Source organism: Kitasatospora sp. NPDC091276, from assembly GCF_040684355.1.
Taxonomy (GTDB): Bacteria; Actinomycetota; Actinomycetes; order Streptomycetales; family Streptomycetaceae; genus Kitasatospora.
In genome coordinates this window covers 22,012-35,078 of record NZ_JBFBFU010000008.1, presented here as the reverse complement: position 1 = coordinate 35,078, position 13,067 = coordinate 22,012, and the positions used below count along the sequence as shown (strand labels likewise).

11 protein-coding genes are annotated in these 13,067 nt (G+C 70.7%); 7 read left to right on the top strand and 4 right to left on the bottom strand.

Translation table 11 applies throughout. The features are described 5' to 3' along the window. The first annotated feature begins 44 nt into the window (after positions 1 to 44). The 4 genes from AB0O19_RS12240 (at position 45) to AB0O19_RS12225 (ending at position 5,076) form a co-directional block, all read left to right on the top strand. Complete coding sequence (locus AB0O19_RS12240) at positions 45 to 1,820, top strand: ABC transporter substrate-binding protein (RefSeq protein ID WP_363619268.1); 1,776 nt, start codon at positions 45 to 47, stop codon at positions 1,818 to 1,820. A gap of 100 nt (positions 1,821 to 1,920) precedes the next feature. Beyond that, a complete protein-coding gene (locus tag AB0O19_RS12235) occupies positions 1,921 to 2,931 on the top strand; it encodes an ABC transporter permease (RefSeq protein WP_363582096.1) in 1,011 nt (336 codons plus the stop codon). Then, the gene (locus tag AB0O19_RS12230; protein WP_363582098.1) at positions 2,928 to 3,998 is read left to right on the top strand and encodes an ABC transporter ATP-binding protein; all 1,071 of its coding nucleotides are present in this window, start codon (positions 2,928 to 2,930) and stop codon (positions 3,996 to 3,998) included. The genes AB0O19_RS12235 and AB0O19_RS12230 overlap by 4 nt, the downstream gene beginning before the upstream one ends. A 34-nt stretch (positions 3,999 to 4,032) precedes the next feature. Beyond that, positions 4,033 to 5,076 carry a dipeptide ABC transporter ATP-binding protein gene (locus tag AB0O19_RS12225; RefSeq protein WP_363619267.1) on the top strand — a complete coding sequence of 348 codons (1,044 nt, stop codon included), beginning with the start codon at positions 4,033 to 4,035 and terminating at the stop codon, positions 5,074 to 5,076. Between the two features lie 120 nt (positions 5,077 to 5,196). Here the strand turns inward: AB0O19_RS12225 and AB0O19_RS12220 are convergent, their stop codons facing one another. Together AB0O19_RS12220 and AB0O19_RS12215 are read right to left on the bottom strand one after the other, a co-directional pair. Further along, complete coding sequence (locus AB0O19_RS12220) at positions 5,197 to 6,468, bottom strand: MFS transporter (protein WP_363619266.1); 1,272 nt, start codon at positions 6,466 to 6,468, stop codon at positions 5,197 to 5,199. After that, positions 6,465 to 7,670 (bottom strand): cytochrome P450, encoded by a 1,206-nt coding sequence (locus AB0O19_RS12215; protein ID WP_363619265.1) that lies wholly within the window; start codon positions 7,668 to 7,670, stop codon positions 6,465 to 6,467. The genes AB0O19_RS12220 and AB0O19_RS12215 overlap by 4 nt, the downstream gene beginning before the upstream one ends. A 626-nt stretch (positions 7,671 to 8,296) precedes the next feature. Between AB0O19_RS12215 and AB0O19_RS12210 the strand changes: the two genes are divergently transcribed. Then, positions 8,297 to 8,956, top strand: coding sequence for a trimeric intracellular cation channel family protein (locus tag AB0O19_RS12210; protein WP_363582106.1), 660 nt, complete (start codon positions 8,297 to 8,299; stop codon positions 8,954 to 8,956). Here AB0O19_RS12210 and AB0O19_RS12205 read toward each other — a convergent pair. Beyond that, positions 8,862 to 9,650: an IclR family transcriptional regulator gene (locus tag AB0O19_RS12205; RefSeq protein ID WP_363619264.1), complete on the bottom strand. Its 789-nt coding sequence runs from the start codon at positions 9,648 to 9,650 to the stop codon at positions 8,862 to 8,864. The genes AB0O19_RS12210 and AB0O19_RS12205 overlap by 95 nt on opposite strands. A 282-nt stretch (positions 9,651 to 9,932) precedes the next feature. On the opposite strand from AB0O19_RS12205, the gene AB0O19_RS12200 reads away from it, so the two are divergent. Continuing rightward, entirely contained in the window at positions 9,933 to 11,114 is a 1,182-nt protein-coding gene (locus tag AB0O19_RS12200; protein ID WP_363619263.1) for a cysteine desulfurase family protein, read from the top strand. A 51-nt stretch (positions 11,115 to 11,165) separates the two neighbouring features. Next, positions 11,166 to 12,302 (top strand): tRNA 2-thiouridine(34) synthase MnmA, encoded by a 1,137-nt coding sequence (gene mnmA / locus AB0O19_RS12195; protein WP_363619262.1) that lies wholly within the window; start codon positions 11,166 to 11,168, stop codon positions 12,300 to 12,302. Positions 12,303 to 12,348: 46 nt separating this feature from the next. Here mnmA and AB0O19_RS12190 read toward each other — a convergent pair whose 3' ends face one another. Then, positions 12,349 to 13,002 carry a hypothetical protein gene (locus AB0O19_RS12190; protein WP_363619261.1) on the bottom strand — a complete coding sequence of 218 codons (654 nt, stop codon included), beginning with the start codon at positions 13,000 to 13,002 and terminating at the stop codon, positions 12,349 to 12,351. Positions 13,003 to 13,067 lie beyond the last annotated feature (65 nt).

The following is a 13,067-nucleotide window of genomic DNA, read 5'->3' as shown; positions in this document are numbered from 1 at the left end:
TCAGGCCCTCCCTCCTTCCCATCCTCAAGGGGTTGATCTCACCCATGCGCAGGTCCCGTACCGTCGCCCTGACCGCGGCGGCAGCCGCCGCGGTCCTGATCGTGACCGGCTGCACCTCCGGCAGCAAGGGCTCCGGCTCGTCCTCCTCCGCCAGCGGCAGCAGCGCCGGTGGCGGCGGTGCCGACGCCGCCACCAAGGGCATCGTCAACGCCTCGGACAAGAAGGGCGGGACGGTCACCTACGAGATGAAGGGCGCCCCGGACTCCTTCGACCCGGGCAACACGTACTACGCCTACATCTACAACTTCTCGCGCCTGTACGGGCGTCCGCTGACCACCTTCGCCCCGGGCGCCGGCTCGAACGGCAACAAGCTGGTCCCGGACCTCGCCGAGAGCCTGGGCAAGGTCAGCGCGGACGGCCTGACCTGGACGTACAAGCTGCGCGCGGGCCTGAAGTTCGACGACGGCACCCCGATCAGCTCGAAGGACGTCAAGTACGCCGTCGAGCGCTCCAACTTCGCGCCGGACGTGAACTCCAACGGCCCCACCTACTTCCACGACCTGCTGGTCGACAACGAGTCCCCGTACCAGGGCCCGTACAAGGACAAGACCGGCGGCCTGAACTCGATCGAGACACCGGACGACCAGACCATCGTCTTCCACCTGAAGCAGCCGTTCGCGGACTTCGACTACCTGGTCGGCTCCCCGCAGACCGTCCCGGTCCCGCAGGCCAAGGACGACGGCGCCGGCTACGTGAAGCACGTGGTCGCCTCGGGCGCCTACAAGTTCGAGTCCTACGAGGACGGCAAGCAGCTCACCCTGGTGCCGAACACCAACTGGGACCCGAGCACCGACCCGATCCGCAAGCAGCTCGCGGACAAGATCGTGGTCCGGATGGGCATGGAGCAGTCCACCATCGACAAGGACCTGATCGCGGGCAACGCCCAGGTGGACCTGGTCGGCAGCGGCGTCGACCCGCAGACCCAGGCGCAGATCCTGCAGAACCAGAAGCTCAAGGCGAACACCGACAACGCCTACGGCGGCCGCCTGGCGTACGTCGCGATCAACACCAAGGTCGCGCCGTTCGACAACCTGGAGTGCCGCAAGGCCGTCCAGTACGCGATCGACAAGGTCTCCGTGCAGACCACGCTCGGCGGCCCGATCCGCGGCCAGATCGCCAACACGGTGATCCCGCCGGACGTCCCGGGCCACCAGGACTTCAACACCTGGGCGACCAACGGCAACAAGGGTGACGAGGCCAAGGCCAAGGACGCCCTCAAGGCCTGCGGCAAGCCCGACGGGTTCAGCACGGTGATCACCGCCCGCACCGAGCGCGACCCGGAGGTCCAGGCCGCGACCGCGATCCAGGCCGCGCTGAAGAAGATCAACATCAACGTCGAGATCCAGAAGTACGCGCAGGGCAAGTACTTCTCGGACGCCGCCGGTGTCCCGCAGTTCACCCAGGACCACAACATCGGTCTGATGATGATGCAGTGGAGCGCCGACTGGCCGACCGGCTACGGCTTCCTGCAGCAGATCTCCGACGGCCGCGCCATCAAGGCCTCCGGCAACAGCAACCTGGCCCAGCTCAACGACCCCGAGGTCAACAAGCTGCTCGACGACGCCATCACCAACACCGACCAGTCGGCGCGCGAGAAGATCTACGGCCAGATCGACAAGAAGATCATGGACCAGGCGGTCTACGTCCCGCTGACCTACTTCAAGGTCTTCCTGTACCGCCCGGACAGCGCCACCAACCTGGCGTCCACCTCGGGCTTCTCGGGTGAGTACGACTACCTGAACATCGGCACCACCAAGTAAAGAGCCTGGCTCCACATCCCTGAAGGCAGGTGAAGGCAGCGGCCGCCCGCCGCCGTCCGGAAGACCCCGGACGGCGGCGGGCCGCCGGAGCCGCCCAACTGTGTTTGCCTACATCATCCGCAGGATCTTCGCGGCCGTCGTGCTGCTGCTGGTGGTCAGCGCTGTCACCTTCGCGATCTTCTTCCTGCTCCCGCGCATCGCCGGCGAGACCACCGACCAACTGGCCACGCAGTACGTCGGGAAGAACCCCTCCCCCGAGGCGATCGCCGCGGTCAAGAAGAACCTCGGGTTCGACCAGCCGCTGTACACCCAGTACTGGAACTTCCTCAAGGGCCTGGTCAGCGGCGCCGAGTACAAGTTCGGCCCGGACCCGGTCACCTGCCACGTACCGTGCTTCGGCTACTCCTTCAAGAACCACCTGGAGGTCTGGCCCGAGCTGATCAAGCGCGTCCCGATCACCCTCTCGCTCGCCGTCGGCGCGGCCGTGCTCTGGCTGGTCTCCGGCGTCGCCACCGGCGTCGTCTCCGCGCTCAAGCCGCGCTCGGTCTTCGACCGGATCGCCATGGGCATCTCCCTCGCCGGCGTCTCGCTGCCGGTCTTCTTCACCGGCGCGGTGCTGCTCGCCCTGTTCAGCTACGAGTGGCCGATCCTGGACAACCTCCAGTACGTCGACTTCGCCGACGACCCGCTGATGTGGGCCCGCAACCTGATCCTCCCGTGGATCTCGCTGGCCTTCCTCTACTCCGCGCTCTACGCCCGGCTCACCCGCGCCGGAATGCTGGAGACCATGAGCGAGGACTACATCCGCACCGCCCGGGCCAAGGGCCTGGTCGAGCGCAAGGTCGTCGCCCGGCACGGACTGCGCGCCGCGCTGACACCCGTCATCACCATCTTCGGCATGGACCTCGGCCTGCTCCTCGGCGGCGCCCTCATCACCGAGCAGGTCTTCTCGCTCCAGGGCGTCGGCGCCTTCGCCGTCCAGGCGATCGCCGACAACGACCTGCCCAAGATCCTCGGCGTCACCCTGCTCGCCGCCTTCTTCATCGTCGCCTGCAACCTCGTGGTCGACCTCCTGTACGCACTCGTCGACCCCCGGGTGAGGCTCTCGTGACCGAGCTCCAGAAGACCGAGGCGGTCGCCGCCCAGGCCCCGTCCGGCGACCCCTTCCTCTCCGTCCGCGACCTGCGGATCCACTTCGACACCGACGACGGCCTGGTCCGCTCGGTGGACGGGGTCAGCTTCGACCTGCACAAGGGCCGCACCCTCGGCATCGTCGGCGAGTCCGGCTCCGGCAAGTCCGTCACCTCGCTCGGCATCATGGGCCTGCACCGCACCAAGCGGGCCCGGATCACCGGCGAGATCCGGCTGGACGGCGAGGACCTGATCGCGGCCGGCCCCGAACGGGTGCGCCAACTGCGCGGCCGCGAGATGGCGATGATCTTCCAGGACCCGCTGACCGCGATGCACCCCTACTACACCGTCGGCGCGCAGATCGTCGAGGCGTACCGGGTGCACCACCCCCAGGCGTCCAAGAAGCAGGCCCGGGCCCGCGCGGTCGAGATGCTCGACCGGGTCGGCATCCCGCAGCCCGACCGCCGGGTGGACGACTACCCGCACCAGTTCTCCGGCGGCATGCGCCAGCGCGCCATGATCGCCATGGCACTGGTCAACGACCCCTCGCTGCTGATCGCCGACGAGCCCACCACCGCCCTGGACGTCACCGTCCAGGCGCAGATCCTGGACCTCATCCGCGACCTCCAGGACGAGTTCGGCTCGGCCGTCATCATCATCACCCACGACCTCGGGGTGGTCGCCGAACTGGCCGACGACATCCTGGTCATGTACGGCGGCAAGTGCATCGAGCGCGGTCCCGCCGAGACCCTCTTCGACGCGCCCGAACACCCCTACACCTGGGGCCTGCTGGGCTCCATGCCGCGCCTGGACCGCGAACTCCAGGACCGCCTCGTCCCGGTCAAGGGCACCCCGCCCAGCCTGATCAACGTGCCGTCCGGCTGCGCCTTCCACCCGCGCTGCCCGTACGCCGACCGGACCGGCGGGCGCTCCGCGAGCGAGCTCCCGGTGCTGGCCGAAGCCTCGCCCGGCCACTACGCGGCCTGCCACCTCCCGGCCGCCGAACGGCACCGCATCTTCGCCGAAGAGATCGCGCCCCGGCTGTGAGCCCGGCCTCGTACCACCTTTCTGGAGAGAACCGATGACGGACACTCAGGCAGCCACGGCCACCGCGCCCGCGCCCGCCCCCGACCGCGAGCCGCTGCTCCGGGTGACCGGCCTGACCCGGCACTTCCCGATCCGCGGCGGACTGCTGCGCCGCCAGACCGGTGCGGTGCGGGCCGTCGACGGCATCGACTTCACCGTCAACGCCGGTGAGACGCTCGGGGTCGTCGGCGAGTCCGGCTGCGGCAAGTCGACGATGGGCCGACTGGTCACCCGGCTCGACGAACCGACCGGCGGGAAGGTCGAGTTCGAGGGCACCGACATCACCCACCTGGGCGTCGGCGCGATGCGGCCGCTGCGCCGCGACATCCAGATGATCTTCCAGGACCCGTACTCCTCGCTCAACCCGCGGCACACCGTCGGCACCATCGTCGGCGCGCCGTTCCGGTTGCAGAAGGTGGAGCCCGAGGGCGGCACCAAGAAGGCCGTCCAGGAACTGCTGGAACTGTGCGGGCTCAGCCCCGAGCACTACAACCGCTACCCGCACGAGTTCTCCGGCGGCCAGCGCCAGCGCATCGGCATCGCCCGGGCACTCGCCCTCCGGCCGAAGATGATCATCGCGGACGAGCCGGTCTCCGCCCTGGACGTCTCCATCCAGGCCCAGGTGGTCAACCTGCTGGACGACCTCCAGCGCGAACTCGGCCTGACCTACCTGATCATCGCGCACGACCTCTCGGTGGTCCGGCACGTCTCGGACCGGGTCGCGGTGATGTACCTCGGCAAGATCGTCGAGATCGCCGACCGCGACTCCCTCTACGCGAGCCCGCTGCACCCGTACACCAACGCGCTGATGTCCGCGGTGCCGGTGCCCGACCCGCGCCGGCGCCAGCGGGCCGGCCGCGAGCGGATCCTGCTCACGGGCGACGTCCCCTCGCCGATCAACCCGCCCAGCGGCTGCCGCTTCCGCACCCGCTGCTGGAAGGCCCAGGACGTCTGCGCCGGCCAGGAGCCGCCGCTGACGGCACTGAAGACCGGGCACGAGGTGGCGTGCCACTTCCCCGAGCTGGGCGAGGGGAAGTAGGGCGCGGGCCCACGCGCACGATGCGCCGCACCGGAGCACCGGCTTTGATCAGCCGGTCGTTCCGGTGCGGCGCATCGTGGCGTCCGGGCCCTCATCCCGGTGAAGGCGGTGCGGTGTTGATCACGCGTCAGGGTCGGGGCCCTTGCCGGCGGGCAGCCGGGTCGCCGCAGGCATCGCGAGCCCGGCCGCGAGGAAGACGGCCGCCAGCGCCACCCACCCGTACTGACCGGCCCCGACGACCGCGACCAGGGCGACCGGCGCGGCCACGTTGGCGGCTCCGCGGCCGATGGCCAGGACGCCCTGGTACTGGCCGGTGGCGTGCTCGGGAGCGAGCTGGAAGCTGAGCCCCCATTCGCCGGAGACCTGGTACATCTCCCCCCACGTGTGGGCGATCATCCCCAGGGCGAGGATGCCGGTCGCGACCAGGGCGTTCCCCCAGCCTGCGACGCCGTACAGCAGGCAGGCGCAGCCGAGGAAGAACCCGCCGAGGCGGGAGATCCGCCCCCACAGGCCCGGGGTGGTGTCGTTGCCCTTGGAGCTCACCTGGACCTGGAAGATCACCACCAGGACCGTGTTCAGGACGATCAGGGCGCTGAACAGCCAGGCGGGTGCCTTGGTGTGGGTGACCAGCCACAGCGGAACGGCGATCTCCATGAGGGCGCCGTTCAGCGACAGCACGGCGTTCAGCCCGGTGAACCGCAGGTATCGGAGGTCCTTGAGCGCTGCCCCCAGCGGCTGCTTCTCGACGTGCGCGGGAGGCGGATGCCGTACGGGCATCCGGTTCAGCACGAGGGCCGACCCCGCGTAGGCCAGTGCCGCGACGACCACCATCGCCTCGTACGCGGCCCGGGTGTCCAGGTACAGGGCCAGGCCGGCGGCTCCCGCGCCTAGTGAGATCCCGATGTTGCTCACGACCTGCTGGTGCGCGCGCGCGGTCACCCGCTCCTCGGCCGAGGCGATCAGGGACACCAGGGCGGGCAGGACCGTGCGGCATCCCCGCTGCACGACGCCCACCGCGCACGCCGTGACGGCGAACGGCCAGAAGGAGCCGACGGCCAGGTAGCACAGCACCGCCGGCCCCGCGGCGACGGTGAGGACGAGCAGGACCCGCCGCGGCCCGATGCGGTCGGAGAGGTGCCCGATCGGCAGGGCCGCCAGCAGGCCGGCCAGGCTGGCAACCGTGAGCCCGACGCCCACGTCCACCATCCGCAGACCCACCACCCGGGTGAAGAACAGCACGCTGACGGTGGCGAACAGCCCGTCCCCGAGGGTGGTCAGGAACGTGGACAGCGTCAGTCCGCGCACCGGCCCGGCCGGCGGGACCGCCCTGGCGAGGGCCAGCCGGGCAGCGCTCGTCCGGGTCGGGGGAGCCGTCGTATCCGTTTTCGTCACGTGGCGGCAGCCGCCTGGAAGGCGACCGGCAACGTCGCCAGGTAGCGCATGGTCGCGGTGCGCTGGCGCAGTGGCTCCCCGGCCATCCGCAGGCGTGTGGGGCGCCGCAGAATGGCCTTGATCAGCGCCTGCAGCGTCACCTGGGTGAACAGGTTTCCGACGCAGGTGTGCGGGCCCCGGCCGAATGCCATGTGCTGATTCGGTGTCCGGTCCAGAATGATTTCGTCGGGACGGGTGAATTTTTCGGGATCGCGGTTTGCCGCGCCGAAAAGCACCACGACGACGTCTCCGCGCTTGAGCTGGACGGATCCGACGACGACGGGCTCGGTGACGATGCGGCTGGTCCCCTGAACCGACGCGTCGTAGCGCATGAGTTCGTCGAAACCACTCGACAGCAGCGCCGGGTCGCGCATCGCCTCGAATTTGTCGGGGTTCTCCAGCAGCGCCAGCATGGCATTTCCGGCACCGGCGACGATCGAGCTGTAGCCGGACTGGAAGACGACCCGCACCGTGTTCCGGACGAAGGAATCGGCGACATCCACCTCGGCGCGGTTGCCGGCGACATGGGCCAGCAGCCCGGGGCGCGGATTGGCCGTGAACCAGGACTCGACCATTTCGCTCAGTCGGCCGCGCGCCTCGATGCCGAGTTTCCTGAGTTCCGCACCGGTCTCGATTCCTTCCCCGGCGGTTTCGGGCGCCAATCCGGCGTCCATGCTCCGCACGATGGCGTCCGATATCGCGGCGAAGGTCCTGACGTCCGGCTGCTCGATGCCCATGAGCTCCGAGATGGTCGCCAGGGCGAGCGGCTCGACGACCTCCGACATGAGATCGAACTCCGCCCTGCCCTCCAGGCCGTCGAGCAGCGACCCGACGAGGGCCTCGCCCTGCTCGCCGACGGCCTCCAGGTCCTGGGCGCGCAGGGCGTTCATGAAGAGGCTGCGGAGCGGGCCGTGGTCCGGCGGGTCGAGGGTCTGCAGGCTCAGCCACGGCTCGGAGACCGACTCGCCGGCACGCCGCCAGTCCGTCGCGAACACCGCGGGGTCCTGCAGCACCATCTGGCAGTCGCGGTACCGGGTCAGCACCCAGCTCTGCATCTTCTCGTGCCAGTGCACAGGCTCCGACGCGCGCAGCTCCGCGTAGACCGAATAGGGATCGGCGAGAGTGGAGCTGTCGAGGGGGTCATAGCGGACCGGGAGTTTCATGGACAATTCCTAGGATTCTTGAACGGCCTATGAGGCCCATGTTCCCGCTGGGCCAAGAGCGTGCGCCGGACCCGGACGCTTCCGGGTCCGGCGCCAATTCTCGCCGACGATACCGGGCTCTGCCGCGGTTCGGGCAATATAATTAGTCGTTGTAACGCATGGAAATTCACCTACCCGAGCTAAATGTCCCGGCCGTTGGCGCGGACTGTCGACGTTCGGACATCGGGGATGCCGGTGCAATCGGCATCAGGGATTTCAGTCGTTGTAGCGCACGGAAGTCTCCTCTCCGGTTGTTCATGTTCGAAGCCCCAGTGCTTCTCTCGATGGAAATGAAACTACCACCGGCATTCGGCCCCGTCCATGAGTTATTTCCGGGATCAATTTCCCAAACCAGCCAACCCGGGCAAAGGGTGCATCGAATTCGGGAGGGAAATGCGAATTGTATTCTCCATACCGTACGACCCGCAGTATTTCGCGAATATGTCGAAATTTGGTGTTCACGTCAACTCTGCGCAGAGTGTCCGGACCGGCGGCGGTCGTCGCCCGGGCCGCGCGCCCGAGGCGGGGCCACGGACCGCGGCCGTACGCGGAGGGGGGGAGGGTTTCGTACGGGGCATAGTTGTTCGGTGACCTCGCAGATCTTCCCCTCCGACGTGCAGCAGTCGCTGGACCTCGTCGGCATCTTCGTCTTCGCCCTCTCCGGGGGGCTGCTCGCCGTCCGCAAGAACATGGACATCTTCGGCATCGCGGTGCTGGCCGAGGTCACCGCGCTCGGGGGCGGCGTGATCCGGGACCTGGTGATCGGGGCGACGCCCGTCGCGGCGTTCAGCAACCTCGGGTACTTCATCACCCCGCTGGTCGCCGCGCTGGTGGTGTTCTTCCTGCACCCCGAGGTCGAGCGGATCAACCGGGCGGTGCAGACCCTGGACGCCCTCGGCCTCGGCCTGTTCTGCGTCACCGGCACCGCCAAGGCGCACGACTACGGGCTCGGCGCGGTGTCGGCCGTCGCACTCGGCATGGTCACCGCGGCCGGCGGCGGGGTGATCCGCGACGTGCTGGCCGGCGAGATCCCCTCGCTGCTGCGCTGGGACCGGGAGATCTACGCCGTCCCGGCCCTGGTCGGCGCCGCCCTGGTGGCGGTGCTGATCGGCGTCGACCGGCTGACCGGCGCCACCGGCACCGCCGCCGCGCTCACCGCCTTCGGGCTGCGGATGCTCGCGCTGAAGTACGGCTGGCGCGCCCCGAGGGCCTGGCACCGCAACGGTTCTCGCACCAGCGAGGAGTAGGCGAGCCGCCGTACGCGAGCGAGATCGCCTCCGCCGTGCAGAGCAGTTCCGGCACCATCCGGGCGAGTTCGGCCGGCGGCACCTGGCTCGCCGGGGCGCTCAGCGCGCAGGCCGCGACCGTCCGGCCGCCGCTGCCCGCCACCGGCGCGGCCACGCACGTCACCGGCTCCCGGTGCTCGGCCGACTCCGCCGCCCAGCCCCGCAGTCGCACCGCCGCCAGTTCGGCCGGCAACTCCTCGTCGGGGGTGCCGTCCTCGGGCAGCCCGGCCAGCAGCACCCGGCCGATCGCCGTCCCGCCGGCCGGCGCCCGCCGCCCGATCCGGGACGCCCGGGCGGTGCCCGGCCCGGCCCAGCTCCCGGCCACCTCGTCCAGGTACAGCACCTCGCCGTCCTGGAGCACGGCCAGCTGGACGGTGTAGCCGCAGCGCGCGTTGAGCGCCGCCAGGTACGGCGCGGCGACCTGCCGGACGTCGATCTCCTCCAGCGCCCGGTGGGCCAGTGACAGCACCCGGCCGCCGAGGCGGTAGCGCAGGTCGGGCTGGCGCTGCGCGAAGCCGTGCTCCTCCAGGGTGCGCAGCAGCCGCAGCGCGGTGGACTTGTGCACCCCGATGCTGGTCGCGGCCTGCTCCAGGGAGACCGGCCCGTCGCCGAGCGACCCGAGCAGGGTCAGGGCGCGGTCGACCGACTGCGACATGGCGCACCGCTCCTGTCCGCGCCGATGGGAAGTGAGAGTGGGACGTGATCCCGGGCCGTGCCCGCGGGCCGGGCCGGGGCCCGTCCGCGGGAAGCGTTCGTCAGGCTAACCGCTCGGCCGCGCGGCGGGTCAAACGGGTGCCGGACACCGGTGTCCGGTGGGCGCGCGGTCCGGGAACCGGCCGGGCGAGACACCCGGGAGTCGTCCGGTGGACGCCCGGTGGCCGGATCGGTGCGCACACCGGGACGGGGCCCGGGGAGTGCCCTCTACAATCGGATGGTTATGCCATACCTGGACCATGCGGCGACCACGCCGATGCTGCCCGAGGCGATCGCCGCGATGTCGGCGCACCTGGGGGTGGTCGGCAACGCCTCGTCCCTGCACGCGGCCGGCCGCCGGGCCCGCCGGGTGGTCGAGGAGGCCCGCGAGTCGCTGGCCGACTCGCTGGGCGCCCGCCCGAGCGAGATCGTGCTCACCGGCGGGGGCACCGAGTCCGACAACCTCGCCGTCAAGGGCCTGTACTGGGCCCGCCGGGACGCCGACCCGGCCCGCACCCGGGTGCTGTGCAGCCCGGTCGAACACCACGCGGTGCTGGACGCGGTGCACTGGCTCTCCGAGCACGAGGGCGCCGACGTCGAGTACCTGCCGGTCGACCCGCTCGGCCGGGTGCACCCGCAGGCGCTGCGCGAGGCGATCGAGCGGGACCCGTACTCGGTCGCGCTGGTCACCGTGATGTGGGCCAACAACGAGGTCGGCACCGTCCAGCCGGTGCGCGAACTCGCCGCCGTCGCGGCCGAGTACGGCATCCCGATGCACGCCGACGCGGTGCAGGCGCTCGGGCAGGTCCCGGTCTCCTTCGCCGAGTCGGGGCTCACCGCGCTCACCGTCACCGGACACAAGATCGGCGGCCCGTTCGGCATCGGCGCGCTGCTGCTCTCGCGCGGCGCCGCGCCCGTCCCGCTGCTGCACGGCGGCGGCCAGGAACGCGACGTCCGCTCCGGCACCCTGGACGCGCCGGCCGCCGCCGGCTTCGCCGCCGCCGCGGCCCTCGCGGTCGAGCGCCAACCGGAGCACGCGGTCGTGCTCGGCGCGCTGCGCGACGAGCTGATCGCCGCCGTGCTGGCCACCGTCCCCGCCGCGGTGCTCAACGGCGACCCGGCCGCCGAGGGGCGGCTGCCCGCCAACGCGCACTTCTCCTTCCCCGGCTGCGAGGGCGACGCGCTGCTGATGCTGCTCGACGCCCAGGGCATCGAGTGCTCCACCGGCTCGGCCTGCTCGGCCGGGGTGCCGCAGCCCAGCCACGTGCTGCTCGCGATGGGCGTCGACCCGGCGCTGGCCCGGGCCTCGCTGCGGTTCTCGCTCGGGCATACCTCGGTGCGCGAGGACGTGACGGCGCTGGTCGAGGCGCTCGCCCCGGCCGTCCAGCGCGCCCACAACGCGGGGCTGGCCTCGGTGCGGCGATAGTTCCTTGGCGCGGCCGGGCATGGACGGTGGCCCCGTACTCTTGTAGTCACCATGACTGACTTCCCGGGTGCCCCGACCACTCCGTCCACCGGCCGTCTGCGCGTGCTCGCGGCGATGTCCGGCGGCGTCGACTCCGCCGTCGCCGCCGCCCGCGCCGTCGAAGCGGGGCACGAGGTGACGGGCGTCCACCTGGCGCTGTCCGCCAATCCGCAGTCGTTCCGTACCGGGGCCCGCGGCTGCTGCACCATCGAGGACTCCCGGGACGCGTGGCGGGCGGCCGACGTGATCGGCATCCCGTTCTACGTCTGGGACCTCGCCGAGCGCTTCCGCGAGGACGTCATCGACGACTTCGTCGCCGAGTACGCGGCCGGCCGCACCCCCAATCCCTGCCTGCGCTGCAACGAGAAGATCAAGTTCGCCGCGCTGCTCGACAAGGCGATCGCGCTCGGCTTCGACGCGGTCTGCACCGGCCACTACGCCCGGATCGTCGACCTGCCGTCCGGGGAGCGCCAGCTGCACCGCGCCGTCGACGCGGCGAAGGACCAGTCGTACGTCCTCGGCGTGCTCGACGCCGACCAGCTCGCCCACTCGCTGTTCCCGCTCGGCGACACCACCAAGGACGTCATCCGCGAGGAGGCCGAGCGCCGCGGCCTGGCCGTCGCCAAGAAGCCGGACAGCCACGACATCTGCTTCATCGCCGACGGCGACACCCAGGGTTTCCTGGCCAAGCACCTCGGTACCGCCACCGGCGACATCCTCGACGCCGACGGCACCAAGCTCGGCGAGCACGACGGCGCGTACGGCTTCACCATCGGCCAGCGCAAGGGCCTGCGGATCGGCCGCCCGGCGGCGGACGGCAAGCCCCGCTACGTCCTCGACATCTCGCCGGTGAACAACACCGTCACGGTCGGCCCGCTGGAGGGTCTGGACGTCACCGGGCTCACCGCGATCCGGCCGCGTTGGTGCGGCACCGAGCCGCTCGCCGACGGCCGGTACACCGCCCAACTGCGCGCCCACGGCGAGGAGGTGCCGGTGAGTGCGTCGGTCGTGGACGGCGAGCTGCGGGTGCAGTTGGACAGTGCGGTGCGCGGCATCGCCCCCGGCCAGGCCGTGGTGCTGTACGACGGCACCCGCGTCGTCGGCTCGGCCACCATCGCCACCACCGAGCGCCCGGCAGTCCGGGCGTAGTCCGGCTCCGAGTGCCCGGCCGTCCGGTGCGGACGGCCGGGCTCGCTCAGTGCTGCGGGACGGGGTTGCCCGGGGAGTCCAGCCAGACGTGCTGGCCCTCCAAGGTGACCGTCAGGCCGAACCGCTCGTACCCGGGGCGGCCCTGGTCCGCCCACCACCGGTAGGCCGCTTCCAGCTCATCCCAGAGGTTTCGGGGGCCGGACTGGTACACCTCGTACCTCGTGCGGTCGCGCTCGTAGTCGGCGGAGGCCCAGGAGAGGGTGTCGCGGCTGTAGAGCCACAGTGTGTAGGCGTCGTTGTCGTAGCGCTCTGTCCGCCAGAACGTACCGGGTACGCCGGATCCGATGACGAACTGCTCGAACCACCCGCCCGTGGCCCGAGGGGACAGACTGGTGGTGCTCCGCACCCCGTGTGCTGGCCACTCCTTCCCGTGCAGGTAGGCGTCGAACGACGGCCGGTCCGTGCGCTGGTGGCGGAGTCGCATGAACGCGGAGCCTCGGGTGAACTGGCCGCTCGCGCTGGTCCCGTCGTCGTTCACGGTCAGACGGATGATCTGCTCGCCGCCGTACTCGGTGCCGAACGGGGCGACGATGATTCCGCCGGGGGCCGTCTGTTCCAGCCATGCGGGAGGGATCTCCAGCAGGGAGCAGGTGGCGATGATCCGGCTGTAGGGGGTGTCGTCCGGCGGCTGCCGGCTCACGGAGAGGTCGGCTTGGGCGTCGGGAGGTCGGCGTGCACGACCTTCCCGAACGGGCGGGGGCTGGC

Bases quoted from the DNA above. Each gene is read 5' to 3' on its own strand.
- AB0O19_RS12240 (WP_363619268.1), top strand. From the start codon at position 45: ATGCGCAGGTCCCGTACCGTCGCCCTGACCGCGGCGGCAGCCGCCGCG.
- AB0O19_RS12215 (WP_363619265.1), bottom strand. From the start codon at position 7,670: ATGAAACTCCCGGTCCGCTATGACCCCCTCGACAGCTCCACTCTCGCC.
- AB0O19_RS12205 (WP_363619264.1), bottom strand. From the start codon at position 9,650: ATGTCGCAGTCGGTCGACCGCGCCCTGACCCTGCTCGGGTCGCTCGGC.
- mnmA (WP_363619262.1), top strand. From the start codon at position 11,166: ATGACTGACTTCCCGGGTGCCCCGACCACTCCGTCCACCGGCCGTCTG.
- AB0O19_RS12225 (WP_363619267.1), top strand. From the start codon at position 4,033: ATGACGGACACTCAGGCAGCCACGGCCACCGCGCCCGCGCCCGCCCCC.
- AB0O19_RS12200 (WP_363619263.1), top strand. From the start codon at position 9,933: ATGCCATACCTGGACCATGCGGCGACCACGCCGATGCTGCCCGAGGCG.